General features: G+C 53.0%; 16 protein-coding genes. 9 read left to right on the top strand and 7 right to left on the bottom strand.

The features are described 5' to 3' along the window. Positions 1-223 (bottom strand): histidine kinase (locus JRI89_02670; GenBank protein ID MBW2070136.1); only part of this gene is annotated, 223 nt, incomplete at its 3' end. Between the two features lie 1,241 nt (positions 224-1,464). Between JRI89_02670 and JRI89_02675 the strand changes: the two genes are divergently transcribed. The 9 genes from JRI89_02675 (at position 1,465) to glgC (ending at position 18,422) form a co-directional block, all read left to right on the top strand. Next, positions 1,465-2,763 (top strand): TolC family protein, encoded by a 1,299-nt coding sequence (locus JRI89_02675; GenBank protein MBW2070137.1) that lies wholly within the window; start codon positions 1,465-1,467, stop codon positions 2,761-2,763. 106 nt (positions 2,764-2,869) lie between these two features. Further along, positions 2,870-4,312 carry an efflux RND transporter periplasmic adaptor subunit gene (locus JRI89_02680; protein ID MBW2070138.1) on the top strand — a complete coding sequence of 481 codons (1,443 nt, stop codon included), beginning with the start codon at positions 2,870-2,872 and terminating at the stop codon, positions 4,310-4,312. 122 nt (positions 4,313-4,434) lie between these two features. Next, on the top strand, positions 4,435-7,539 hold the full coding sequence (locus tag JRI89_02685; protein MBW2070139.1) for an efflux RND transporter permease subunit: 3,105 nt from the start codon (positions 4,435-4,437) through the stop codon (positions 7,537-7,539). 54 nt (positions 7,540-7,593) lie between these two features. After that, positions 7,594-8,637, top strand: a complete 1,044-nt coding sequence (locus tag JRI89_02690) for a histidine kinase (GenBank protein ID MBW2070140.1) — start codon at positions 7,594-7,596, stop codon at positions 8,635-8,637. A gap of 676 nt (positions 8,638-9,313) precedes the next feature. Next, positions 9,314-10,183: a glycine--tRNA ligase subunit alpha gene (gene glyQ, locus JRI89_02695; protein MBW2070141.1), complete on the top strand. Its 870-nt coding sequence runs from the start codon at positions 9,314-9,316 to the stop codon at positions 10,181-10,183. A gap of 49 nt (positions 10,184-10,232) precedes the next feature. Beyond that, complete coding sequence (locus JRI89_02700; protein ID MBW2070142.1) at positions 10,233-12,299, top strand: glycine--tRNA ligase subunit beta; 2,067 nt, start codon at positions 10,233-10,235, stop codon at positions 12,297-12,299. Positions 12,300-12,419: 120 nt separating this feature from the next. After that, positions 12,420-16,010: a chromosome segregation protein SMC gene (gene smc / locus JRI89_02705; protein ID MBW2070143.1), complete on the top strand. Its 3,591-nt coding sequence runs from the start codon at positions 12,420-12,422 to the stop codon at positions 16,008-16,010. Further along, entirely contained in the window at positions 15,901-17,034 is a 1,134-nt protein-coding gene (gene ftsY / locus JRI89_02710) for a signal recognition particle-docking protein FtsY (protein MBW2070144.1), read from the top strand. Before smc ends, ftsY begins: the two co-directional genes overlap by 110 nt. A gap of 92 nt (positions 17,035-17,126) precedes the next feature. Next, the gene (gene glgC / locus JRI89_02715) at positions 17,127-18,422 is read left to right on the top strand and encodes a glucose-1-phosphate adenylyltransferase (protein MBW2070145.1); all 1,296 of its coding nucleotides are present in this window, start codon (positions 17,127-17,129) and stop codon (positions 18,420-18,422) included. Positions 18,423-18,459: 37 nt separating this feature from the next. Here glgC and gatA read toward each other — a convergent pair whose 3' ends face one another. The 6 genes from gatA to hrcA form a co-directional block, all read right to left on the bottom strand. Then, positions 18,460-19,914 carry an Asp-tRNA(Asn)/Glu-tRNA(Gln) amidotransferase subunit GatA gene (gene gatA, locus JRI89_02720; protein MBW2070146.1) on the bottom strand — a complete coding sequence of 485 codons (1,455 nt, stop codon included), beginning with the start codon at positions 19,912-19,914 and terminating at the stop codon, positions 18,460-18,462. A 126-nt stretch (positions 19,915-20,040) separates the two neighbouring features. After that, entirely contained in the window at positions 20,041-20,325 is a 285-nt protein-coding gene (gene gatC / locus JRI89_02725; GenBank protein MBW2070147.1) for an Asp-tRNA(Asn)/Glu-tRNA(Gln) amidotransferase subunit GatC, read from the bottom strand. A 118-nt stretch (positions 20,326-20,443) separates the two neighbouring features. Then, complete coding sequence (locus JRI89_02730; GenBank protein ID MBW2070148.1) at positions 20,444-22,525, bottom strand: penicillin-binding protein activator; 2,082 nt, start codon at positions 22,523-22,525, stop codon at positions 20,444-20,446. Positions 22,526-22,736: 211 nt separating this feature from the next. After that, positions 22,737-24,662: a molecular chaperone DnaK gene (gene dnaK / locus JRI89_02735; GenBank protein ID MBW2070149.1), complete on the bottom strand. Its 1,926-nt coding sequence runs from the start codon at positions 24,660-24,662 to the stop codon at positions 22,737-22,739. A 67-nt stretch (positions 24,663-24,729) separates the two neighbouring features. After that, a complete protein-coding gene (gene grpE, locus JRI89_02740) occupies positions 24,730-25,425 on the bottom strand; it encodes a nucleotide exchange factor GrpE (GenBank protein ID MBW2070150.1) in 696 nt (231 codons plus the stop codon). Between the two features lie 172 nt (positions 25,426-25,597). Further along, on the bottom strand, positions 25,598-26,641 hold the full coding sequence (gene hrcA / locus JRI89_02745) for a heat-inducible transcription repressor HrcA (GenBank protein MBW2070151.1): 1,044 nt from the start codon (positions 26,639-26,641) through the stop codon (positions 25,598-25,600). Positions 26,642-26,855: the final 214 nt, after the last annotated feature.

Genomic DNA, 26,855 nt, shown 5'->3' on the forward strand with positions numbered 1-26,855 from the left:
GGTCGTCTGCAAGGGAGTGTTTGAGAAAATGGGCAAAACCTCGCACCGAACTGAGGGGATTGCGTATCTCGTGCGCTATCCCTGCAGCCAGCTTGCCGGTAGCTGCCAGCTTTGCAGAGCGGCGGACCTGTTCCTCGAGTTCTCTGATCTGGCGAAGATCTCTGAGAATAATCACCGCAGAGGTGCAGACGCCCTCCTCACTCTTGATGGGAGTAACGCTTATAGAGACAGGGACAGGCTCCCCACCAGGTCGCGAAAGAAGCATTTCCTTTTCCAGCACGCTGCTGCAATGCCTCAGGGTATCCTGAATACCGCTGACCTCAAAATCGAGCACCTCTCTGAGATCCATCGTTCTGATGCTCGACTCTTCCAGGCCAAGAAGCTCAAGGGCCAGCTTGTTGTAAGAAGTAACCCGGCCTTCGGGGTTCACAGCCAGCAAACCATTGGCCATGCTGGCAACAACCTGGGAGGTGTAATCCTGGGTCTCGCGCAGGGTTCTGTCCACCAGGTAGTAGTTCTGGATGACAAAGACAAAAAAAATGGCAGCAGTACCGAGTATCAGCAGAATGGCGGCCATCATGACGGCATGATGCAAATCAGCTCGTCTGGCCTCATCGTAGGCGGTCATCTTCAGGCCCATTACCACTACAGTACCGGCGTGGCTGTGGTCCCGGCCCAACAAGGACTGGCCAACGCTCTTGCCGCCTTCACCTTCGAGGGGCAGGAACTGCTTGACAATCTCATACACCTTGCTGCCATCCGGCAGTCTCCTGGTCCTGCTTTTTACCTCGCTGCTGCTGAGTGCCACCTGCCAGTCAGCTCGCGTCCCCACAAGCCTCGGGTCGGAATGATGGATGACGATTCCTTCTGGTGTTTCCAGATATATGTAAGCTATGTCCTCATCCTTGGCAGTTTCCTGAATTAGCTTGCCGACAGCATCCTCTCTCCACATGGGCATCATCATGCCGGCGCGGGCCCCGGCCTCCAGGAAGCGCAGCAGCGCTGCTGCCTGCCGATGCAAGAAAACAAGGGATATCCTTTGCTGGCGGTCCAGGTTGCGGTAGGTGGATACGCCAATGAGCACGAGCAGGAGCACTGCGACAGCAACAATAGAAAGTGCCGGCAGGTACATTTTTTTCTGTTGCAATACCTGCATGGGTCTCCTAAAGTGACAAAATGGAAATCTTGTCATTGCTACCTCGCAACAGTTGTGCCGCCAGAGGCAAGATCGCAATTTTCTCAGACGGTTACTATTTTTATTAGACTTTTCTTATCATGCTCAGGAGAAAGGTGCAAATTTCTTTCGCACTGAATAGCATATTTCTCGGCGGTATGCGTAGAAATTGCACAGTAGACCACTTCTTTTCTAGGATCTTCTAGAAAAACCTTCATAATTCCAAAAGGATATGATTATGGCACCATCTTTGCCAACTTGTCCGATCACACGCAGCAAAAGGAGGAGACATGGCGTTGACAAGAAAAAAATTGCTGGCATTTGTCAGTGGCACACTCTGGCTGGCAATCATTGCTGCCAGACCAGTTCTGGCTGAAACGCTCATCTGGGCTCCAGACCAACTCTCAGAACTGATTGAGGAAGGCTTGACTCAGAACCAGGATATTCAGGGCCTGGAGGCCCAAGTGGCCAGCCTGAAAGAGGAGGTGCCTTTCGCAGGCTCACTGGAGGATCCCCGACTGGGAGTTGCCATTGTGAACCTGCCGGTTGACAGCTTCCGTTTTGATCGGGAGCCAATGACCCAGAAGCAACTCTTCATAGCCCAGAAGGTACCCTGGTTCGGCAAGCTCAGTTTGCGCTCCCAGAAGCAGGCCCTCAGGGCCAGCCGCCAGCAGGCAGTGCTGGAAGCCAGGAAACTGGAGCTTGCCAGGCAGATAGCCAGTACCTACTACGAACTCATATTTATAGACAGGGCCCTGCATATCAATGAACGGCTCACCTCATTGGTGAACCAGTTATTGCGGGTGGCAGAAACCAAGTACGCCTCTGGCCAGGGGCTGCAGCAAGACGTCTTGCAAGCCCAGGTGGAGTCCAGCAAACTGTTGGATGAAAAAATCGTGCTCCAGAAAAAAAGACGTACCCTGGAAGATCGGTTGAATGAACTCCTCAACAGGCCGGAATTCGCCCCGGTGCCGCCGCCGGCACAGTTGGACTACCCCAACCTGCGCCTCGATGTGAAAAGCCTGGCCGTCCAGAGTCTGCAGGGCAACCCGTGGCTGCGGGTCAAACAATTCGAAATAGATGAAAAAGAGGTGGACATTCAACTTGCCAAAAAAGACTACTACCCGAACTTCGACTTCAAAGTAGCTTACGGCCAGCGGGACGAGGACCGCACTGGCAGGAGTTTGCCGGATTTCGTCAGCGCTTCTGTCACTGTCAATGTGCCTCTGTGGCAGCACAAACGGCAGAAGCCAAAATTGAATGCAACCATAAAGAGCAAGGATGCGGCATTGAGTTCATACCACAACCTGGTGCAAACGCTGCCTCACCGCGTGGATGCCATTGCCACCGAGATCCGGGACACCCAGGAAAACTACAAGCTTTACGCAGATGCCCTCATCCTTCAGGCTGGCCAGTGGGCTCGCTCCTCCCTGGCAGCCTACGAAGTAGGCAAGGTGGAATTCAACACCATGATCAACGCCCAGGTTCGTCTGCTGCGCTTCGAGCTTCAGGCCGACCGTTTTCTCTATTCGATCTATCAGAAGCGGGCCGAACTCGAGGAAATTCTAGGAGGACCATTGCCCCAGTGATCAGCAACGATTATCGTCGGGAGGCAAAGCTCCATATGATAATTTATCAAACAGCAAATTCATTCACACTTTCTAAAGACATTATGAAGTAAGAGGTAAAAAGAATATGAAACGTTTTCGCAAAGGAACCTTAATACTGCTGAGCTCCGCTGCTCTTCTCAGCGCCATGCTCAGCCTGAGCTTCAGACCGACCCCCGCGACCCACAACTTGAAGGTAGAACTATCGCAGGCAGCTGCCGCCAAAGAAGGCCTCAAGGCTGGCATGATTGATCCCAAGACCGGCAAAAAGATCAAGTACTGGGTGTCGCCCATGGACCCAACTTATGTTAGAGACGAACCCGGCAAATCACCTATGGGTATGGACCTGGTGCCAGTTTACGAGGAAGAGGGCGAAGAGAAAGAACCGACCTCCACCATTCGTATCGACCCGGTGACCATACAGAACATGGGAGTCCGTTTTGCTCGGGTTGAGCGCAAGCCGCTGGTGAAATACATCCGCACCTTTGGCAACATCACATATGATGAGACCAAGATCTATGCGGTGAACATCAAGTTCAACGGCTGGATCGAAAAGCTCTATGTCAATTTTGTTGGCGAAAAAGTGACAAAGGGGCAGCCCCTTTTCGACATTTACAGCCCGGAGCTGCTGAGCGCTCAGGAAGAATATTTGCTGGCCTTGCAGCAGTATACCAGCCTCTCCACCAGTCCCTATCCCAGCATCCGAGAAGGAGCTCAGAGGTTGCTGGAGGCTTCCCGCACACGGCTGCGTTACTGGGATCTCACTGAAGGTCAGATCAAGCAGATAGAACGCACTGGCAGGACCAGAAAAACCCTGACCATTTACTCCCCGGCAACAGGTGTAGTCATCAAGAAAACCGCCTTCGAAGGCCACTACGTCAAGGCTGGCGAGCATCAGTACGAGATTGCCGATCTTTCCCGAGTCTGGGTGGATGTGGATATTTACGAGTATGAACTGCCCTGGGTGCGCCAGGGCATGTCAGCAGAAATGGAGCTGCCCTACATCCCTGGCAAGCGTTATCACGGCAAGGTGCTCTACATTTACCCATACCTGCAGGCCAAAACCAGAACAGCTAGAATAAGATTGCAATTTGTCAATCCAGATTATCAGCTGAAACCAGACATGTATGCCAACGTCTATCTGAAGTCTACCCTTGCCGGCGACACCCTGGTGATCCCGCAGGAGGCAGTAATCGACAGTGGTGTGCGCAAGGTGGTCTTTGTCTCCCTGGGCAAAGGGAAATTTCAACCCCGAGAGGTGAAACTGGGCGTGGAAGGCAATGACAACGAATTTCAGGTGCTGGCTGGGCTGAAAGAGGGTGAAATAATCGTGATCTCGGCCCAGTTCATGCTCGACTCCGAGAGCAGACTTCGCGAGGCCATCCAGAAGATGTTAGAGGTAAGGAAAAGAGGCTCGGTAGTGGCCGCATCTCCTGCACCTGCCGCAGACGAGCAGATCAAGGACAAAAAGGATATGACTGGAATGAACATGGACAAGGGGTCCAAACCGCCGGTCTCAGTCAAGCAATAGGGTATTGGAGCGTGGCAGAGACCATAGAGGAGGTTGTTGCCTTTTCCCATAAAGGAAGCTACCTGCTAGAGCAACCTCAGAGTCTATTCTGACGAGCTGTGAGCTGACTGGAGCTAGCTGAAATGATCGAAAAAATCATAGAATATTCAATCAAGAACAAGTTCCTGATGATTCTGATGACGCTGTTTATAATAGCTGCAGGAATTTATGCTGTGCTTCAGACACCCCTGGACGCTATTCCAGATCTTTCTGATGTCCAGGTAATCATTTTTACTGAATTCCCGGGCCAGGCGCCCCAGGTGGTGGAGGACCAGGTCACCTATCCTCTTACCACTGCCATGTTGGCGGTGCCCTTCGCCAAAGTGGTGCGGGGCTACTCTTTCTTCGGCTACTCCTTTGTCTATATCATCTTCGAGGATGGCACTGATATGTACTGGGCCAGGAGTCGGGTCCTGGAATATCTGAATTATGTATCCGGTCGTCTGCCTCAGGGTATAACACCCACGCTCGGTCCGGACGCCACTGGTGTGGGCTGGGTATACGAGTACATCCTGGAAAGTGACCGTCACGACCTCTCTCAACTGCGTTCCATCCAGGACTGGTTTCTACGTTACGAGCTTGCCAGTGTGTCGGGAGTGGCCGAGGTGGCCTCTATAGGAGGCTACGTCAAACAGTATCAGGTGATCGTCGACCCCAACAAGCTGCTAGCCTTCAATATTCCTCTGCAGAAGGTCAGAATGGCGATCCAACGCAGCAACAATGACGTGGGCGGCAAATTGATAGAGATGGGTGAAACCGAGTTCATGGTCAGGGGTCTGGGTTACATAAAAAGCGTAGATGACATCAAGAACATACCCCTGGGCATAGACAAGCGCGGCACTCCTATTATGATCCGCAACGTGGCTGTCATCAAGATCGGGCCCGAGCTCAGGCGCGGCATTGCCGACTATAACGGCACCGGGGAAGTCGTAGGCGGCATAATAGTGATGCGCTACGGTGAAAATGCTCTCGAGGTCATCAAGAACGTCAAGAATAGGCTCGAACAACTCAAAGCGGGTCTTCCGGAAGGGGTGCAGATCAAGACCGTTTACGACCGCTCGGCTCTGATCCTGCGCGCTGTCAGTAATCTCAAGAAGACTCTGATCGAAGAGAGCGCAGTGGTGGCGCTGGTCTGCATCATTTTTCTGCTCCACCTCCGCAGTGCTTTTGTAATTATCTTCACCCTGCCAGTAGCGGTTCTCATTAGCTTCATTATCATGCAGAGACAGGGGATCAATGCCAACATTATGAGTCTGGGAGGCATTGCCATCGCCGTGGGAGCCATGGTGGACGCGGCCATCGTCATGATCGAAAATGCCCACAAACACATCGAGCATGAAGGGGGGAAAAAGCCCCACTGGGAGCTCATTCTCAACGCTTCCAAGGAGGTGGGACCGGCCCTGTTTTTCTCACTGCTTATAATCGCCATCAGCTTCCTTCCGGTCTTCACCCTGCAAGCCCAGGAAGGACGCCTTTTTACGCCCCTGGCCTTCACCAAGACCTACGCCATGGCAGGTGCCGCTTTCCTGGCAGTCACCATTGTACCTGTGCTCATGGGCTACCTGGTGCGAGGCAAGATCCGACCAGAGCACAAGAACCCGGTAAATCGCTTTTTAATGTGGATCTACAGCCCTGTCATCAAGTTGGCATTGAAAGCCAAGGTGCTGGTGGTCTTGCTGGCTGTAGTGGTTTTGGCAGTGACCTACATTCCCTGGAAAAGAATCGGTTCGGAGTTCATGCCGCCCCTGAATGAAGGCGATCTGCTCTACATGCCCACCACTCTGCCCGGCATCTCCGTTACCAAGGCCAAGGAGCTATTGCAGCAGACAGATCGCATTATCGCCTCCTTCCCGGAAGTGCATCACGTCTTCGGCAAGATCGGCCGGGCCGAAACTGCCACGGATCCCGCCCCCCTTTCCATGATGGAGACCACCATCATGCTCAAGCCGGAGTCCGAATGGCGGCCCGGCATGACCATCAAAAAGCTGGTGCAGGAGATGGACAGCGCTATCCAGTTCCCCGGACTCACCAATGCCTGGACCATGCCCATTAAAACAAGGGTGGACATGCTCTCTACAGGGATCAAGACACCGGTGGGCATCAAGCTCATGGGCGAAGATCTGCAGGTATTGAGTGACCTGGGCGAAAAGGTGGAGGCCGTGATCAGAGAAGTGCCCAATACCTTGAGCGTCTATTCAGAGCGGGTCACCGGAGGCAACTTTCTGGACTATCGTATTAAACGTGCAGAAGCAGCGCGCTATGGTCTTACCGTGGGAGATGTTCAGGACATTATCATGACCGCCATTGGCGGCATGAATGTAACCCAGACCGTGGAAGGTCTGGAGCGTTATCCAGTGAACCTTCGCTATGGCTCAGAGTTGCGAGATACGCCGGAAAAACTCCGAAGAATTTTGATTCCCACAGCCACAGGCGCCCAGGTACCTATTACCCAGGTGGCAGACATACGAATCGTCAAGGGACCGCCTTCGATAAAAAGCGAGAACGCCCGCAACAGTGCCTGGATCTATGTGGATCTTACCGGAATCGACGTGGGCACCTACGTGAAGATGGCCCAGCAGGCAGTAAAAGAAAAGGTCAAGTTGCCTGCCGGCTACAGCCTTGTTTGGAGCGGTCAGTATGAATACATGGTACGGGCACAAAAGCGGCTGATGGTTGTGGTGCCGGTGACCCTCATCATCATTTTTCTGCTTCTTTATTTCAACTTCAAGAATATAACTGAAAGCCTCATCGTCATGCTCAGTGTGCCTTTTGCTCTCACCGGTGGTCTGTGGCTCATGTATCTGTTGGGCTACAACATGAGCGTTGCCGTCGGCGTAGGATTCATTGCCCTTGCCGGCGTTGCCGCCGAGACGGGAGTGATAATGCTGGTATATCTGGATGTCTCCTATGAAAAGTGCAGGGACACCTATGGCGAAAAATTCAACCGCCGGCATCTCCATGAGGCTATCATTGATGGCTCAACCCTGCGAGTGCGCCCCATAATGATGACCGTGATCACTACTACAGCCGGCCTTATGCCCATCCTCTGGGGCCACGGCACCGGTTCTCAGGTAATGAAACGCATAGCCGCCCCAATGGTAGGGGGGTTGGTGAGTGCCACTCTCCTCACCCTGATCGTGGTTCCCGTCATCTATGGACTTTGGAAGGGGTGGAAGCTGCCAAAATAGTGCTTCAGGAGCAAGACAAATGGCAGTTCGCAAAAAGCAACAGGAGATAGATTAATGTTCAAAGCAAGAAAACAGATGAAAGTAGCTGTCATTGCTGCTCTGGTCGCTGTAATCAGCATTTTGCACTATGGTGCGCTTCACGGCAATCTTGGCCTCCACATCCTGCATCGGGAGCTCTACTTCATTCCTATTCTGTTGGCGAGCTTCTGGTTCGGCCTCAGACCTGGTGTGCTGACGGCTGTGGTAGTCAGTCTCATCTATGCCCCCCATATATTCATATACAGTGATCCTCACGGCTACTTTGTAACCGTGGCCAGTCAGGTGATAGTCTTTATCCTGGTGGCAGTGGTACTGGGATGGCTGTCCGATCGGCAGAAACGGCAGCAGGAGGAGATTCTACAGGCGGAAAACCTGGCGGTGCTGGGTCGAGCAGCAGTTGCTGTGGGATACGAGATGAAAGACGTTCTCGGAGCTCTCAACAAGATGTTCAAAGAACCCGAGGGACTGCAATGCACTGAAGTTGACCGCGATTTCTATCAGGAAATGGCTCGACTGGAACGAATGGTGACCACACTTTCCTCTTTTGCACCGCAGGAAAGAATCGAGACCATCTCACATGATCTCAATGAAATAATCCGCCAACGGCTGGAGCAGCATCTGGATGCTGCCCGCGAGGCCGACGTGCGTCTGGAGAGTGTACTGGACGACAGCGGCTGTCCTTCCATGGTGGATGCCAACCGCATCGGTTGGGTGCTCGACACCCTTATCAAGAACGCCCTCGAAGTGTCAGAGCCCGGGCAAACCATCTGGATTCGCTCTCATCGGGGCGGCAGTCATTGTCGCGTGGAAATCGAGGACCAGGGTCAGGGAATACGGCCTGAGCATGTTGGCAAAATTTTTACACCTTTTTTTACCACCAAAGCGAAGGGAACCGGACTTGGTCTGGCCGCCTGTAAAAAGATCCTGCGGGACCTTGGGGGAAACATAACGGTGACAAGCACCTTGGGAAAAGGAGCCACTTTTGTAGTGAGCATACCGAGAGAGCAGCGGGCAGCCGCATCCCTGGCGAAAAAACTGACCACTTCTGCCAGCCAATAAAATGAGCCGCAGTTCAGCCTCGGATTTTACGCCAGGTTCTCATCCGAGCGTCAGCCGCTGACATGTGCCAGCCAACTAGCTGCCTCTGCTCACTCATGCTTTCTGGGCAAAGGAAATCGTAGTCTGAAAAGGAGTGCGGCAGTGACAGCAACCAGCAGCAGTGCTCCTTGAAGACGCACGGCCTGCATAGATATCTGGGCAACTCCTGTTAGAACAACTTCCATTGTGATGCCTCCTTGCCTGAGAAAAAGTCTTGATAAAGCATTTTTCCCAGCTGCTCTGCCGCTCAAAGAACAGCAGGCAATTGCCTCACTCACTGCCTGCTCTTGCAGTGGCAAACAAGAAAACGTCTGCTCTCAGCAGGCAAAGGTGTCTGAAAGAATCAGCTTCAGCGGTTGGCAACTGACAGGAGGAATCAGAGGCGGCTATTGCCATGGGAGGTGGGAACGGAGCAGGGCAGAAAGAATATCTGAGTAGTCAAGCCAACTTTCCTTCTGGCAGCAAGCGCGACAGCAATAAATGTATTATAGAATTGCCTGTGCCATCTTGCAACTCTATTGTGAGGCGGGCAGCAAGGCGCTATTCTGGAGATAGATTTGGCTTGACAATGCTGTGATCACACGGTAGTTTAGCGATTTAACTCAGGTATTTACTTCGCCAGCCCAAGGAGCTTTTCATGACATTTCAAGAACTCGTACTTGCCATTGAAAAATACTGGGCCGATTATGGCTGCGTTATCCAGCAGCCATATGATATCGAGGTGGGAGCCGGGACCTTCAACCCTGCCACCCTTCTCAGATGTCTCGGTCCTGAACCTTGGAACGTGGCCTACGTGGAACCGTCGAGGCGACCCACTGATGGGCGCTATGGCGAAAACCCCAATCGCCTGCAACATTACTACCAGTATCAGGTAATATTGAAGCCCTCGCCCATGGATATCCAGGAGCTCTATCTGGAAAGCCTCAAGAGTTTCGGCATCGATCCTCTGGAACACGATATTCGTTTCGTGGAGGACGACTGGGAATCGCCGACCCTGGGCGCTTCAGGGCTCGGCTGGGAAGTGTGGCTGGATGGTATGGAAATCACCCAGTTCACCTATTTCCAGACTGCTGGAGGTGTTACCCTCGATCCCATTTCCGGCGAACTCACCTACGGTCTCGAACGGATTGCCATGTACCTCCAGGGGGTGGACAATGTATTCGATCTTGCCTGGAACGACAAGGTGACCTACGGCGACGTGCATCACCGCTGGGAAGTGGAGTTCTCCTATTATAATTTTGAGGAAGCGGATGTGGACATGCTCTTCAAGCTCTTCGAGATGTACGAAGCTGAGGCTATCCGCATGGCTGAACGCAAACTGGTGCTGCCAACCTATGATTACTGTTTGAAGTGCTCGCACACCTTCAATCTGTTGGACGCCCGCGGCGCCATCAGCGTGGCCGAAAGAACAAACTACATCGCCCGCGTCCGAAACCTTGCCAGATTGGCAGCGCAACGCTATCTGGAGCAGAGGGAGGAGATGGGCTATCCCCTGTTGAACCGCTAGTGAGTCTGCTGGTGGCACTCTAGCATTAGCCAAATAGATGGGAGATTTTATGGCAAGCGACTTCTTGTTGGAGATTGGCACAGAGGAGATCCCTGCGAGTTACATCGAGCCTGCTCTTGAGGCAATGGCAGCCATGCTGCGCAAGATTCTGGATGATCGACGCATTGCCCATGGAACCATCCAGACAATGGCCACACCCAGGCGCCTCGTCTGGCGAATCTCTGCAGTGGCGGACAAGCAGGAGTCGCAAACTGTAGAGATTACCGGACCACCCAAACAGGTAGCTTATGACGATGAGGGCAAGCCCACCAAAGCAGCCCTGGGATTTGCCAAAGCACAGGGAGTAAGCCTGGACGAGCTGCAGGTTAAAAAGACCGACCGCGGTGAGTATCTGATGGTACGCCGGCACCAGCCTGGAATGGCCACCAGGGAATTATTGAGCCAGGTGCTGCCCGATTGCATCCAGCACATTCCCTTTCCCAAGTCGATGCGCTGGGGCACCTTGAAAGTTCACTTTGCTCGTCCTGTCCACTGGATTGTCGCTCTTCTGGGAAAAGAGGTAGTGCCATTTACCTTTGGCAACGTTGCCAGCGGCTCGACTTCGTACGGCCATCGATTCATGAGCCCTGAATCCTTCGAGGTGGACGATATTGACGCCTACCCCGCCATGCTCCAGGAGCGCTTCGTTATTGTGGATATTGCCGACAGGAAAGAGAGGATCCGCCATGCCATATCTGCGTGTGCCGAGAGCAAGGGCGGCAAGATCCTCGAGGATGAGGTTCTGCTGGACGAAGTAACCCAGCTGGTGGAGTACCCCACTGCGGTTATCGGCAGCTTCGATCAACATTACCTGGAACTTCCCAGGGAAGTGCTCATTACTGCCATGCGCTCTCACCAGCGCTACTTTGCCGTGGTTGACGACCGTGGTGAACTCATGCCCCACTTCGTCACAGTGAACAACACCCTTACCAGAGATCCCGAGGTGGTTGCTCGAGGCAATGAACGGGTGCTGCGGGCTCGTCTGGAAGATGCGCGTTTTTATTATCTGGAAGATCAGAAGGTGCCCCTGGAAGACAGGGTCGAGGAACTCAAGGAAGTGGTGTTTCATTCTCAGCTCGGCACCTCGTACGAAAAAATGGCAAGGTTCAAATCTCTGGCCGAGTACATGGCGGAGCAGGTGGCAGCAGAAGAAAAAGATATAATAAGCAGAGCAGCATTCCTCTGCAAGGCAGATCTGGTTACAGGCACAGTGGGCGAATTTCCTGAACTCCAGGGTGTGATGGGCCGGGCCTACGCCCGTTTGAGTGGAGAAAACGAGGCCGTGGCTCAGGCCATTTACGAACACTACCTGCCCACACATGCCGGCGGCGAACTGCCGCAGGGGCTGCCTGGAGCACTGATCAGCATTGCCGACAAATTGGACACTATAGTTGGCTGTTTCGGCATTGGCCAGATTCCATCAGGTACTGCTGACCCTTTTGCTCTTCGCCGGCAGGCGCTTGGCATCATCCGCATAATACTGGACAAGAATCTGCCACTCAAACTTGCAGACCTCATTGAGCAAGCTCTTATGGGTCTGGAAAGCAAGATTACTGAACCTGCTGAGGAAACGCGCCAGGGCGTCATGGAGTTTTTCAAGGTGAGATTTCAGAATTTTCTCATTGGCCAGGGATTCTCTACAGACGTGGTGGAAGCGGTGCTGGCCTATCATCTCGATCCTTTTGTGAACACAGCAGCCAAGATACGCACCCTGACCTCCTTCAAGGCACGCACCGAATTCGAACCCCTGGTGGCCACAGCCAAGAGGGTGGTTAACATCCTCAAGGAAGAAGTCCAAGCAGAAGTTGAGCCGGAACTGCTGGTGAGCCAGGCTGAAAAGGAACTCGTAGAGCACCTCGAGAAAGCCGAAAAAGAGTTCGCCGACCACATTGCTGCCCAGGACTACGATGCTGCTCTGGCAAAGCTGGCAGAACTGAAACCACCCATAGATCGCTTTTTTGATGATGTGATGGTGTTGGACAAGGATGAAAAGCTTAGAAGAAACCGCCTGGCACTCCTTACCCGCATTGCCGGTCTTTACAGGGAACTTGCTGACTTTTCCAGGATTGTGGTTTGACGGCTGTCTGGCACTGTTTGTGGAAATTCTGAAAATCCTCGCTCACACATGCCGACCCAGAATATAACCTGGGTTGAGTGAACTCCCCCCAGAAACATTTGGGGTTCTCGCCGGAACCAGATGCACATCAAACAGCTCGAACTTTACGGCTTCAAGTCCTTTGTAGACAAGACCGTCATCTCCTTCCCCACGGGCATCTGCGCCGTGGTAGGCCCGAACGGCTGCGGCAAGAGCAATATTGTAGATGCAATTCGCTGGGTCCTGGGGGAGCAGAGCGCCAAGCAGCTGCGCGGCAAAGTCATGGAGCAGATCATCTTCAGCGGCACCAATGGCCGCCCCATGCTCAACTTCACCGAGGTTTCGCTGGTCATCAATAATGAGCAAGGAAAAGCCCCGCCGCCCTACCAGGACTGCAGCGAAATCATGGTAACCCGCCGGCTCTTTCGCTCGGGCGACAGCGAGTACCTCATCAACAAGATTCCCTGCAGGCGCATGGATATAACCAGGCTTTTCCTGGAAGCAGGCATAGGACATCGGCACTACGCCATCATCGAACAGGGACGCATCGGCAATATTGTCGAGTCTAGGCCGGAAGACATCCGAACACTCATTGAAGAGGCCGCAGGTATTACTGCCTTCAAACTGAAGAAAAAAGCAGCACTCCGCAAGATCGACCTGACCAGTCAGAATCTGCTTCGCCTGGGAGACATCATTGCTGAAGTTTCGAGACAGTTATCCAGCTTGAAACGCCAGGCTCAGCGGGCGAATCGCTATCGCACCCTCAAGCAGGAAATAAAGCGGTTGGAAATCAGGCGAGCCAGCCATCATTACTCAGCCTGGCTGCAGCAGCTAGATGGCCTGAAAAAGCAACAGCAGATCCTGGAGGACTCAGAATTCGCCAGGGCTGCCCAGCTGAGCAAAGTGGAGGCTGAACTCACTGAGCACTCCTTGAAGGTACAACAACAGGAAGAGCTTCTGCGCCAGAAACGGGACGAACTCTTTCGCCTGAAAAGCTCCATAAGCAAAGACGAAAATCAGCTACAACACATCCGTGAGCGCTCAGGGGAACTGCAGCAACGCCAGCAACACCTCGGCCGTGAAATAGAGGAGCTGCATGAACGCTTGCAGCAACGCAGCACTGAAAGAGATCGTCTTGCTGCAGAACAAGAAGAGCTTGCCAGCGAGTGCCTGCGAGCTGAACAACTCAGCAGCCAGCTGCACGAGGAACTGAGCCTGCGAAAGAGTCAGTTGAGTCAATTGGAGCAAGCAATCGATGCCAGCAAGAACGAATTGATCAATCTCTTGAGTGAGCTTGCTGGAACTCGCAATGACAGAGCCGCTGTAGAGAGACATCTTCAAGAGCTCCACCATAAACAGCACCGCAGAAAGGACGAACTGGAGGATTCTCAGCAAGATATCGCCCGGCTGCATTCGGAAAAAGAACAGTTGGAGGCCAGGGTTGCTGCCAGTCGTGAAAAGATCACAGAGGTGACAGAAAAAGTTCAACTGCTGCAACAACAGGCTGCTGATCTCGAAAAGGAGCGCACTGCCAAGGGTGCTGATCTCCGGGCGCTCGAAAGCACCTTCCACCGCCATCAGTCAAGATTGGCAGTCCTCACAGAGATGCAGCGAACACATGGCTGGTTTAGCGATGCGGTCAAGACCATTCTGCAGGCAAAAGAAAAAAATGAGATAGACTGCGATCTCCAGGGGATAGTAGCGGAAATGATTGAGGTAGACAGCCAGCACCGGCAGGCGGTTGAGGCAGTACTCGGCGATCGCCTGCAGGCCATGGTGGTAGCATCCCCTGGGGATGCCTGTCGCGCCATGGACCTGCTCAAAGATAAGGCTGTAGGTCGAGGCCATTTCCTGCCATCTTCCTTTGTCACTGATACGGTGCCTCCGCCAGTGACCAGCAGCGAAGATCCCGTTCCCCTGGTAGAGCTGGTGAGACCTCGACCCGGGTATGAGGACATTGTGCACCATTTGCTGGGCCGAGTACTGTTTTGTCCTGACCTGGAAAATGCTCTGCAATGGTGGCAGGCCAATCCGCACACCTGCACCCTGGTTACCGCTGACGGTGATCTGTTGGACCGGGACGGTACCCTGGCCGGCGGCAGCGAAGACCGCCAGCTCAGCATTCTATTGAAACAGGATGAAGTCAGGAACTTGCAGCGACAGGTAGAAGAAACTGGCCGACTGCTAGAGAAGAGCCGCAGCGAGCTTGCCGCATTAGAAGAGAGAATGCTGCAAACGAGGAGGGCGAGGCAAGAAGCAGAGAGCGAGCGCAAACACCTCGAGGAACGTCTGCTTCACCAGGAGAATGACCTCTACCGGGTGGTGGCGGATCTGGAAAAAATCGAAGAGTACTTCACCATGGTCCAGGTGGAGCAGGAGCATGATGCGGAGGAGAGGAGTCGCCTGCAGGAAAAACTCCTCGAGCTGCAGGAAACGGCTGCAGAGATGGAGCAACGCCAGAAGGAGGTGGAGCAGCAGATCAGCCAGTCGCTCCAGGAGCGGCGCCAGCTTGAACAGACGGTTGAGTCGCTGAGAGAGAAGGTTACCTGCCAGCAAGTTGCTCTCGGAAAGCTGGTTGAAAAGAGAGAAGCAGCCCGCACCAGCCACCTGCGTCTCCAGGAATATTATGCGGAAACCGAGATGAGAAGCAGCCAACTGCAGCAGGAGCTGGACTCGTGCAAACGCCAGTTGGCAAGCCTGGCTCAGCAAAAAGTAGACACGGAACAGCGACTCAAACTTGCCCATGAAAAATACCTTGAACAAAAAGCTCTGCTGCAGCAAGAGGAGCACTACTGGCAGCAGGCGGAATCTCGCTCACTTGAATTGGAGCAGCAAAAGCGTGAACTGCTTGCGCAAGAAAGAAACCAGCAGAAAGAGCTGCAGGAACTCCGGCAGCAGATCACTGAGCTGAATCTCAAAGTGCAATATCTACTGCACGAAATACAGGAGCGCTATCGCATCGACCTGAGCAAAGAAACCAGCGCCAATATTTCAGCGCCGCTGGACATAGACAAAATAGCCAGCAAAATAATCCGGCTCCGCAACCGCGTCGCCCGGATTGGCGAAGTAAACTTGACAGCCATCCAGGAATATGAGGAGCAGAAAAAGAGGCTCGATTTTCTCAGCAGCCAAAGGGATGATCTGCAGCAGTCCCTGCAAGCCTTGAAAAAGGCCATCTCTCGAATCAACAGAACCACCAGGAACCGCTTTCTGGGAACTATCGAGGCCGTAAACAGCAAGCTGGCAGAAGTCTTTCCCCTGCTTTTCAATGGCGGCACCGGCAGACTGCAACTCCTTGATGAGCAGGATCCTCTCGAATCAGGGGTGGAAATCCTGGTTCATCCTCCGGGCAAACGGCTCACCACCATGAGCCTCCTTTCTGGAGGCGAAAAAGCCCTGGCTGCGGTCGCCCTGCTCTTTTCTCTTTATATGATAAGGCCGAGTCCTTTCTGCATTATGGACGAAGTAGACGCACCACTCGACGAGGCCAATATTGATCGATTCAATCAGCTGGTAACCAGAATAAGCCGCGACTCTCAGATCATCATGGTAACTCACAACAAGCGGACCATGGAGATCTGCGATGTCCTCCTGGGGGTTACCATGGAAGAACCCGGCATTTCAAAGATCATTTCAGTCAATTTCAAGGGGATTTCAGAAAATCATGGTACGCTGGTTCAGACGCACACCTAAGCAGCCTGCCCACCAAGAGGAGCAGGAAGAGACTGGCAATCGTGTGCCTGTGGAGAAAGTTGCCCCGGAGGCTACGGCGCCTTGCCCAGACGATCAGGATACTGCCAGGGAAGGACCGAAACTTTTCCAGCACATGCGCCAGAGATTACGAAAAACGCGGCAAAAATTGCTGGGCGGCCTGGACCGCCTCATTCTGGGCAAAAAGGAGATCGACGAGGAAATACTGGAAGAACTGGAAGAAGTGCTCATCACTGCCGACATGGGCGTCAGCACCACCCGCAAGCTCATCGAAGCAATCGAAGCGAAAGTTCATCGACGTGAATTGACCGATCCGGATAGATTACTGGCTCACCTCAAGGACGAAATATGCCATCTCCTGCAAGTGGAGGCAGCAGAACTGGATGTGGGCCAATACAAACCCTTCGTGCTCATGGCTATAGGTGTCAATGGGGTTGGCAAGACCACGACTCTGGCAAAACTCGGCCACTATTACAAGAGCCGCGGCATGAAGGTGATGCTGGTGGCTGCAGACACCTTTCGCGCCGCTGCTGTGGAACAATTGGAACAATGGGCCGACCGTCTGGCGGTGGATCTTGTCAAGCAGCACAGCGGCGCCGATCCAGGCGCAGTCGTATTCGATGCCCTCACTGCAGCGCAGGCCAGGGGTACTGATGTGGTGCTCATAGATACTGCAGGCAGGCTGCACACCAAAGTCAATCTCATGGAGGAGTTGAAGAAAGTCAAGAGAGTCATCGCCAAACAGATGGCTGCAGCCCCTCATGAGGTGCTGCTCATTCTAGATGCCACCACCGGACAAAATGCTCTTTCTCAAGCTCGCCTGTTCCACCAGGAACTGGGAGTAACGGGCCTGGCCCTGACAAAACTGGACGGCACCGCCAAGGGAGGCATTGTCATTGGCATCTGTCAGGAGCTCAAGCTGCCTATCCGATTTATAGGGCTGGGTGAGGCTCTCGAGGACCTGCAACCCTTCGAGGCTGAGAGATTTGTCGCCGCCCTCTTCTGAAGCAAAATCAGTTTGACATTCAGCTTTTTCCAGGTGAGCATTAAAAGAAAGAAAATGCACCTCATTCTTGCATCAAGAGGTCTTGGAGCATCATGAGAGATACACTAGCTTTTATTATGGCCGGCGGTAGAGGTGAGAGGCTCATGCCGCTCACCCGGGATCGGGCCAAACCAGGAGTGCCTTTTGGAGGCATCTACCGCTTGATCGATCTCCCCCTGAGCAACTGTGTCAATTCCCAGATTTACAAGATTATCGTCCTGCCGCAATACAAGTCCCAGTCCCTCACGGATCACCTCGAGTCAGGTTGGAACATCTTTAGTCCCAAGCTGGGACATTTTCTGAAAATCGTGCCCCCTCAACAGCGTATAGGTCTCGACTGGTATCGAGGCACAGCAGATTCCATACGGCAGAACCTTTATCTGTTGAAAAGAACGAGACCACGGCATGTGCTCATCCTGTCTGGAGACCATATCTATAAGATGGACTACAACCTGTTTCTCAACTACCACCAGGAAAAAGGTGCTGATGTCACCATCTCCCTCCTGGAACTCGACAAGGAGCTCGCTCCCCAGGTGGGTGTGGCAGAAGTAAATGACGACTTCCGCATACTCGGTTTTCAGGAAAAACCCGCCGCAGGAGCCCGGACCATTCCCAATGATCCTGATCACATTCTTGCCTCCATGGGTATATATCTCTTCCGCGCTGAAACGCTCATTGAAGCCCTGGAGTCTTCCAGTGAAATGGACTTTGGCGGCGACATAATTCCACAGCTCCTGAAAAACCATCGTGTTTATGCCTATCCCTATCGACAGATGAACAGAATCGAGGACTACGTTTATGTGACCCTGGAAAGCGGCGAACGGAAGCTGCAGTTGGAGTCCCGCACCAGGGATTCCTCCTATTGGCGGGATGTGGGCACTCTGGACGCATACTGGAATGCCAATATGGATCTGACCGGGGTCGATCCCTACTTCAACCTCTACGGCCGGAGGTGGCCTATCCACACACATCAACCTCCAGTGCCGCCGGCAAAATTTGTCTTTGCCAACGAACGTCCTGAAGGTTTTCGGGTGGGCAAGGCCCTGGATTCCCTGGTGTCCCCCGGCTGCATTATCAGCGGTATAGTGCGAAATTCCGTCCTTTCCTGCAACGTGGTGGTGCGCAGTTGGGCAACCGTGGATGAGTCAGTGATTATGGATGGAGTGGTGGTGGGGCGGCACTGCAAGATAAAGAAAGCCATCATAGACAAAGAGAATGTGATTCCGCCTCATACTGAGATAGGTTACAACCCTCGCAAGGACCGAACACAGTTCACTGTCACTCCCCGGGGCATCGTAGTAATTCCCAAGGGCTACTTCCAGGAGGAGGATGAGACTGCTCAAAGTTGAGTTAATCTCGAAAGGCAAAGAGCGACCTGCATCATTATTACAAGGCAGGCCGCTGCAGATGAAAGTCGGTATTTTTCTCGAGGTTGTACCCTACCCTCAGGATGGAGCCCTCCTGAAAATGGGGCGCCAGCAGCTGCACTCCTATGGGCAATCCTTTGCTGCTGAAGCCGCAAGGCACTGACAGCCCTGGTATCCCTGCCAGACTGGCCGGCAGAGTAAAGACATCGGAAAGGTACATCTGCAGTGGATCGTCTACCTTGTCACCCAGAGCAAATGGCGGGCTGGGAGCAACCGGTGTGGCCAACACGTCACAGCTGTCGAAAACCTGTTGAAAATCTCGGCGAATCAAGGTGCGTACCTGGGAAGCCTTCTTGTAGTATGCTTCATAGTAGCCAGCAGAGAGAGCATAGGTACCCAACATAATTCTTCTTTTTACCTCCACACCAAAACCGTGTGATCTACTCTTCCGATACATGGCCATGAGGCTGCTGCCACTGCGATCGCGATAGCCGTACTTGACCCCATCGTAACGAGCCAGGTTGGAACTGGCCTCCGCAGCTGCAATAATGTAGTATGCCGCAACGCCGTATTCGGTATGGGGCAGAGAGACCTCTACACATCGAGCCCCAAGATCAGCCAGCAGGGCAACAGCCTGCCGAACCACCTGCTCTACCTCTGCATCCAGCCCCCCCACGAAGTACTGTTGCGGAATACCCACCGTGATGCCCTCGAGGTCTTCCACAAGATACTGCCGATAATCGGGAACTTCTACGGGAACAGAGGTAGAATCCCTTTGATCATACCCGGCTATGACATTCATCATAATGGCAGCATCAGTAACACTCTTGGTCAAAGGACCAATCTGATCTAGTGAGGAGGCAAAGGCAACAAGGCCATAGCGCGACACCCTGCCGTAGGTAGGCTTCAGACCCACAACGCCGCAATGTGAAGCTGGCTGCCGAATAGAGCCGCCCGTGTCCGAGCCGAGGGCAGCAATGCATTCGTCAGCTGCCACGGCGGCAGCTGAGCCGCCGCTGGAACCGCCGGGAATCATCTGAGTGTTCCAGGGATTGTGGGTTGCATAAAAGGCCGAGTTCTCATTGGAAGAGCCCATGGCGAATTCATCCATATTTGTTTTGCCCAGAAGTATGCCACCCGCCAGTCTTATTCGCTCCACTACAGTGGCATCAAAGGGAGGGATGTAGTTATTCAGGATCTTTGAACCACAGGTGGTTCTTGCACCTCTGGTGCACAGCACGTCCTTGAGTGCCAGAGGTATACCGGCCAGAATTCCTGCTTGGTGGTATCCCAGGCGGTCTTGCTCGCGAGCTTGCTCCAGGGCTTCTTCTTCAAACAGGGTAATATAGGCGGCAATCTTGGGCTCCAAGGTCCGAATTCTGGCAAAGATGGAAGCGGTCACCTCTTCAGAAGTTATCTCCCCTCGATCCAACAGGCCGCGCAACTGGTGAATGGTAAGGGCAAATGGTTCCATGGACTACCTCTCCTCATTCGCTGCTCATACCCACAGGGAAACTGTCATAAACAAGGCCATCTTGCAGGCTTGCACTCTTTGTGGTCATCATCCTCGTTCAGAGGGCTGCCTGGCCACCATTCAGGCTCAGATAACTCTCGGCACCACAAATTCCACCCCATTTGACTCCGGGGCATTTGCCAGGCACTCCTCCCTGGGAAGAGACTGCTGCACTGTATCCTCCCTGAAGGCATTCTGGAGATCAATGGCATGAGAGGTGGCCGCCACTCCAGTGGTATCCAATTCATTCAGTTTTTCCATGTACTGCAGAATTCGGTTCATCTGGCCGGTCAGCTCATCCTTCTCTCTATCGCTTATCTCCAGTCTGGCCAGTTCTGCGATATGCTCGATCTCTTCCCGGCTAATCTTCATTCTCTTCCTCCACCTACCAAGCAGATCAGCATTGTTCCAAAAAGGCGCTTCCAGCAGGACCACTCCTGCATATGCTCCGGACACCATCTGGAGCCATTCATGGCCGCAAAGGGGTGCCTCATTCCATGCTAGGGGAGATATCTGCCACAGAATTCTCTGGTGCCAGAGTGCCCGCCGTTGGCTGGGACAGGGGCACTTTGCTCAGGGCATCAATGTCTACCGGCAGCTGCTCCATATGATTTTTCTTTATGGTAATAAAAGTGGGCGGTTTTTCCACCACACCTGAAGGAGATACTGAACCATTTCCCTCCACTCCAAAGAAGCCTCGTATGGAGGCAATACTATTGCGCAGCTGTGGCCGAGAAACCACGCCGGGTCTGTTGAGGGCCTCCATCAGCAAGCGGAAGGCATCATAGCCCTGGGCTGCTGGATAGCCAGGTTTGACACCAAAGATTTCTTGATAATTCTTACTGAATTCACGGCTGAGTGGCAATCTGCTGTCTGCAAAAAAGCCGTCTACAAAAACCGCCCCCTGGACGTACGGCCCGGCCATCTCCAGCAACTTCGGTGAGTTCCACAGATTGGTGCCAAGCAATTTCACGCCAGTTACGTCATAATAGACCAGCTGGGGTGCGATAAGACCGACTTTGTCATAGCTGTCCGGAATAAAAACGGCTTCAAAGTCGACAATTGGCAGGGGCTCTTCTGCCTGCTCCCCCTCAGACTTTGCTTTTTCAGCTTCTCCAGCAATTGTTTTTTCCTGGAGTACGGCATCAGGCTCCGTCGCTTCAATTTCCGGGCGAGGATAATAGAGGCCCACCAATTTTTTTATCTGGTCGGCAAAGTCCGTCTGGGAGGGCTCGTAGGACTCGACCCCCCTCACCTCGGCGCCCAGGTTATCGAGTTCATCCCAAAACAAATTCATCAGACGGTTGCCGTAATTGTCGCGGGGATAGAGAATGGCAAAACGTTTATATCCCAGTCCCAGTATAGCATAGCGGGCCAGGGCTCTGGCCTGATCCTCATTGGTGAGGGCATCTCTGAATACATATTCACCTATCTTGCTTATGCCTTCCTTCTGAGTCAGAGTAATAATGGGAACTTTAAGACGCTGCGCTTCTTCAGCAGCTGTTTCCGCCGATTTTCTGCTAAGTGGACCCAATATAGCGGCAACCCTGTGGGTCATGACCAGTTCGTGCACAGCCGCAGCCACTGCAGAGGCATCACGGCCGCTGTCGTACACCACCACCTCGATGCCCTGGTGGTCAGCAGCCGCCGAAGAGTTTACTTCCTGGTAAGCCATACTGATGCCCCTGAGCACCTGATCACCATAGCTCTGGTATGGTCCACTGAGGGGAAGCAGGCATCCCACCCTGTGCATATCCACTTGCAGCCACTCCTGAATCGTCGCCAGCATTCCCTGCCATTCTGGCAGCATTGCTTCCTGGGGGTTGTCTTTCATCAGCTGCTCTAATCTGTCCCGGGCCCTGCCGAGTTCGCCACTTTCCATCTCCACTCTCGCCAGCCTGGTCTGCAGGAGCAGGCTGGGAAACTGTGCTGGATACTCTTCGAGCAATGCTTGCAGTGAATCACTGCTGAGTTTTTCCACCTGTGTCTTGGTATTTTCTGCCAGCTCAGTCCGTATCTCTTCATCGGCAAGATCGTAGGCCTTGCCGTACCAGGACACTGCAGCCTCAGGGTCATCGAGGGCTGCGCTGGCGTCCCCCATCGATTCTGCAACCTCCTCCCTCCTGGTAGTCTCTACCAGATGGTCGAAGAGAGGCTTGCCCACCTGTCTGGCCTCTTCAAACCGCTCGAGTTTCAGGTAGCACCGGAGGGCACCCAAACGGGCCTCTTTGCTTTCTTCTCCTGGCGGCGCCAGCTCGATAACTTTCTTGAACTGAGCGAGGGCCTCTGAATAGCGGCTTTGCTGGAAAGCTATTTGACCCTGGCGCAGGAGGGCCTTTACAGCTTCAGGAGTGTGGGGAAAAGACATGGCCAACTGCTGGTAGCGCGTACTGGCCTCGGCAAGATCCCCCTGTTTGTAGGCCTCTTCTGCCTGAGCCAGCTGGCGGGCAGCTTCAGCCTGTCTGCTAACTTCAGCTGGAAGTCGTTCGCCTTCCTTTCGCCTCTCCGGAGCAACAGCGCATCCAACCAGAAAAACCACTGCCAGCAAAGCAGCGATTCGCCTTGTCACCATGATTTCTTTTCTCCACTTTATGGTTTTGGCAGTTTGCAGCCGCCATCCTTTTGCAAGGTCCAACGTCCTGAAACAGGGCAATCTTCCCTTTTCATGGAAAAACTGGCCCCTCCTCACAGAAGCCAATCAACAAAAAAACAGGGTGCTAGTTCAGACCTTGAAGGCCTTACTTGTAGCACCCTTCTCTTCATGTCGCAAGCGGCAATAATAGTTACTTCTTGTCGTCACTCACCTCTTCAAACTCCGCTTCCACCACCTCTTCGTCTCCACCTGCCGCACCTGTGGAGGCGCCTTGCTGGTCAGCAGCACCTCCGGCAGCGGCTTGTTGCTCAGAGGCAGATTTGTACATGGTTTCCGCCAGTTTGTGAGACGCCTGCATGAGCTCCTCGGCAGCCTTGTTAATGGCATCCTTGTCATTGCCTTCCATGGCCTGTTTGAGTTGCTGGATGTGATCTTCGATGTTTTTCCTGGTTTCAGCATCCACCTTGTCGCCCATCTCTCCAAGAGTCTTCTCGGTCTGATAGATGAGCGAATCAGCATTATTTCTGGCCTCGACCAACTCACGTCTCTTCCTGTCTTCTTCTGCGTGCATTTCCGCGTCTTTGATGGCCTGTTGAATTTCCTCTTCACTCAGGCCGCTGGAAGCAGTGATCCTAATTGACTGCTCCTTGCCAGTGCCCAGGTCCTTTGCCGAGACATTCACTATGCCGTTGGCGTCTATGTCAAAGGTGACCTCTATCTGCGGCACTCCCCGGGGCGCCGGGGGAATGCCGACCAGTTCAAAACGACCCAGGGTCTTGTTGTCAGCCGCCATCTCTCGTTCACCCTGAAGCACATGTATGGAGACCGCCGGCTGATTGTCCGCTGCAGTCGAGAATATCTGGCTCTTGCGCGTCGGTATGGTGGTGTTCTTTTCAATGAGTTTGGTCATGACGCCGCCAAGGGTCTCGATGCCCAGAGAGAGAGGTGTCACATCCAGCAGGAGCACATCCTTCACATCACCTTTGAGCACACCGGCCTGAATGGCAGCACCAATGCCTACCACCTCATCCGGATTAACACCGCGATGGGGATCTTTCTGGAAGATCTCCTTTACCTTTTCCTGCACGCGAGGCATGCGGGTCATCCCGCCAACAAGAATAACCTCATCCACGTCTGTTGCACTGATGCCGGCATCTCTCAACGCTGTATGAACGGGGGGCACCAGCTTGTCAATGAGGTCTGCCACTAAACTCTCCATTTTGGCCCTGCTCAACTTGATGTTGAGATGTTTGGGCCCAGTGGCGTCAGCAGTAATGAAAGGCAGATTGATATCCGTCTCCATGGAGGTTGACAGCTCCATTTTGGCCTTTTCTGCAGCCTCCTTCAAACGCTGCAGGGCCATTTTGTCCGTGCGCAAGTCGATTCCCTGATCCTTTTTGAACTCGTCGGCCAGCCAATCTATGATCCGCTGATCAAAGTCTTCGCCACCCAGGTGAGTGTCACCATTGGTGGCCTTCACCTCAAACACTCCATCGCCGATCTCCAGAATGGAAATGTCATAGGTGCCGCCGCCAAGATCAAAGACCGCTATTTTCTCGTCCTTTTTCTTATCCAACCCGTAGGCAAGCGAGGCTGCAGTTGGCTCGTTGATAATCCGCAACACCTTGAGTCCCGCTATCCGGCCTGCATCCTTGGTAGCCTGTCGCTGACTGTCGTTGAAATAGGCGGGCACTGTGATTACAGCCTCCTCCACTTTTTCTCCCAGATAATCCTCGGCAGTCTGCTTCATTTTCTGCAAAACCATGGCAGAAATCTCCGCCGGGCTGTACTCTTTCCCCCTTACCAGCACGTGAGCGTCGCCATTGGCTGCTTTGACGATTTTAAACGGGCAGATAGTCACATCCTTTTGAACCTCGGGATCATCAAACTTGCGGCCTATGAGTCGCTTCACAGCGTAAACGGTGTTTTCTGGATTGGTGATGGCCTGCCTTTTCGCCACCTGGCCCACCAGTCGCTCTCCACTTTCCGTAAAGGCCACGATTGAAGGTGTTGTTCGGCTTCCTTCACTATTTGTCAAAACCTTGGGTTCCTTGCCCTCCATCACTGCAACGACGGAGTTTGTGGTCCCCAAGTCAATGCCGATGACCTTTGCCATACTTTCCTCCTTTTTCCCGCTATGTTACGATATTTATTTGTCAAACAGGAACATGATGCACAAAGTCTCAAGCCTGGCTCACTTTGACCTTAACTGTGTTGTTACTTTTTCTTTCGGCATCGGTTGTACTTTTGTCTTCGCCAGTCGTAGAATCCTTGTCTGGCGATCTTGCCACCGCTACCATTGCCGGTCGCAGTAGACGATCATTGAGCATGTAGCCTTTCTGCAACTCCCGCAGTACGGTATTGGCCGGGTGTTCCGTGCTTTCCTCCTGACACACTGCTTCGTGGAAATTGGGATCGAAACTCTTTCCCAACGCCTCGACCACAGTACAACCAAATCTCTCTAAAGCTTCAGTGAAGGCCTTGATTGTCATCTGCAGGCCTTGCACCAGTCCCTCCTGGTTGGCGCCAGCGGTGGCGTGTTCAAGGGCACGCTCCAGATTGTCCAGCACCGGCAGCAACTCCCGGATAAACTTCTCGTTGGCGTAGCGAGCATACTCTTGCTTCTCGCGCTCCAGTCTCTTTTTGAAGTTTTCCGCATCGGCTGCTACCCGCAAAACTTTTTCTTCTGCTCCCTGCAGTTTCTCTTCCAGCTCCCTGTAGTGACGGAGAAGCGCCTCCCGATCAGCCGTCTCTGGATCGAAAGGCTGCTGATCGGCAGTTGCAGACCTGCCGTCACTGTGTGGTTCGGCAGAGTTTGTCTCGGGGCTCATTTTTTCGTCACTCTGGCTCTCTAGTTTCTCCTCTTCTCTGGATTCCACTACCAGCCTCCCCTACCCTTTTTATTCTTTTTAATTAATACCGATTGTCAGCTAGTCAAGACCCCAGCCCCTCAGTTGGCTTAATTTCCCTGTCATTTCTCACAAAAAAACACATGCAGAACAAGTACTGGCATGTGATCATTTTTTTCAGCAGTCGCAGCAAATAGTTAAATCAGAAAGTCTCCTCCAACATCTTGCTCAGGAGTTTTGCTGTGTAATCCACCAGAGGAATAATTCGGGCATAATCCATCCGAATAGGACCGACCACACCCAGAGTGCCGAGAACGTCCTCGCCGCTGGTGTAGGGGGAGGTGACAAAGCTCACTCTTTCCATGTCCTGCAATTCGCTTTCCGAACCGATGAAGATGTGGACCCCCTCAGCAGCAGTACTCTTGTCCAGGAGTTCAATAATCTTGCCCTTCTCCTCAAAGGCAGCAAATATTCTCCGCATCTGTTCCAGATCAGCAAGCTCTGGATATTCCAGCAGATTCATCCTGCCATCAATGATGAGTTCACTGCTGGCGAGATCTTTTTCCAGAACCTGCTTGCTCAATTTGACCGCCTGAGCAAGAAGGTTGTCAAAGAGCGTTTTCTCTCGCTTCATTTCTGACAGCAACCGCTCTTTTACCTGCTGCAGAGTCAGATTCTTGAGCATATCATTGAGAAAACGAGTGTAGCGTTCCAGTTCATTCTGGGGGATGTCCTCTTCTGTCTCTATCACCGTGTTATGCACAGTGCCTGCTGTGGAAACGAGTATTACCAGGACGACATTGGGCCTGAGCCTGATGAATTCTATTCTCTTGAATACGGTGGTAGAAAGGCGAGGAGTGAGCACCATACTGGTCTGTTTGCTAAAGGAGGACAGCACTCGAGAGGTATCCTTGAGCAAACTTTCTACCTTCCTTACTTTACCAGTGTAGGAACGTTTGATTCGCTCTCTTTCTGAACTACTGAGTGCTTTGACCTTGACAATGGAGTCCACATATATGCGCAGGCCAAGCTCAGTGGGAACCCGCCCTGCAGATGTATGCGGCTGAGATAAAAGGCCCAGATCCTCCAGGTCAGACATCACATTGCGAATGGTAGCCGGACTGACATTGAGACCATATTTCTTGGCTATGGCCCTGGAACCCACAGGGGTTCCGGTCTTGATGTACTCGATAATGACAGCCTCGAGTACCTGCCTTGTTCTCTCTCCATGCAGGAGTTCTTCCATGATGCCGCCCCTATTAGCACTCAATACTAATGAGTGCTAAAGAAAGTAGCAATCGCTGAGTAAATTGTCAAGAGCCTAATCGCTACTGGTTTATGGCAAAATGAAAGCGCCCGTTTCACCGCCCGATTGCTGGCGGCTAACCTGGAAGCAGAGCCAGCGGCTGCCAACTGGCTGCCGTGCCTCCAATCCCCCGTCACGCCCGGTTGACGATATT

Source organism: Deltaproteobacteria bacterium, from assembly GCA_019309045.1.
Classification (GTDB): Bacteria; Desulfobacterota; Syntrophobacteria; order BM002; family BM002; genus JAFDGZ01.

What these genes read in the sequence shown, in the direction of transcription:
- JRI89_02675 (MBW2070137.1), top strand. Translation starts at nt 1,465, where the DNA reads ATGGCGTTGACAAGAAAAAAATTGCTGGCATTTGTCAGTGGCACACTC.
- JRI89_02680 (MBW2070138.1), top strand. Translation starts at nt 2,870, where the DNA reads ATGAAACGTTTTCGCAAAGGAACCTTAATACTGCTGAGCTCCGCTGCT.
- JRI89_02685 (MBW2070139.1), top strand. Translation starts at nt 4,435, where the DNA reads ATGATCGAAAAAATCATAGAATATTCAATCAAGAACAAGTTCCTGATG.
- JRI89_02690 (MBW2070140.1), top strand. Translation starts at nt 7,594, where the DNA reads ATGTTCAAAGCAAGAAAACAGATGAAAGTAGCTGTCATTGCTGCTCTG.
- glyQ (MBW2070141.1), top strand. Translation starts at nt 9,314, where the DNA reads ATGACATTTCAAGAACTCGTACTTGCCATTGAAAAATACTGGGCCGAT.
- JRI89_02700 (MBW2070142.1), top strand. Translation starts at nt 10,233, where the DNA reads ATGGCAAGCGACTTCTTGTTGGAGATTGGCACAGAGGAGATCCCTGCG.
- smc (MBW2070143.1), top strand. Translation starts at nt 12,420, where the DNA reads ATGCACATCAAACAGCTCGAACTTTACGGCTTCAAGTCCTTTGTAGAC.
- ftsY (MBW2070144.1), top strand. Translation starts at nt 15,901, where the DNA reads ATGTCCTCCTGGGGGTTACCATGGAAGAACCCGGCATTTCAAAGATCA.
- glgC (MBW2070145.1), top strand. Translation starts at nt 17,127, where the DNA reads ATGAGAGATACACTAGCTTTTATTATGGCCGGCGGTAGAGGTGAGAGG.
- gatA (MBW2070146.1), bottom strand. Translation starts at nt 19,914, where the DNA reads ATGGAACCATTTGCCCTTACCATTCACCAGTTGCGCGGCCTGTTGGAT.
- gatC (MBW2070147.1), bottom strand. Translation starts at nt 20,325, where the DNA reads ATGAAGATTAGCCGGGAAGAGATCGAGCATATCGCAGAACTGGCCAGA.
- JRI89_02730 (MBW2070148.1), bottom strand. Translation starts at nt 22,525, where the DNA reads ATGGTGACAAGGCGAATCGCTGCTTTGCTGGCAGTGGTTTTTCTGGTT.
- dnaK (MBW2070149.1), bottom strand. Translation starts at nt 24,662, where the DNA reads ATGGCAAAGGTCATCGGCATTGACTTGGGGACCACAAACTCCGTCGTT.
- hrcA (MBW2070151.1), bottom strand. Translation starts at nt 26,641, where the DNA reads ATGGAAGAACTCCTGCATGGAGAGAGAACAAGGCAGGTACTCGAGGCT.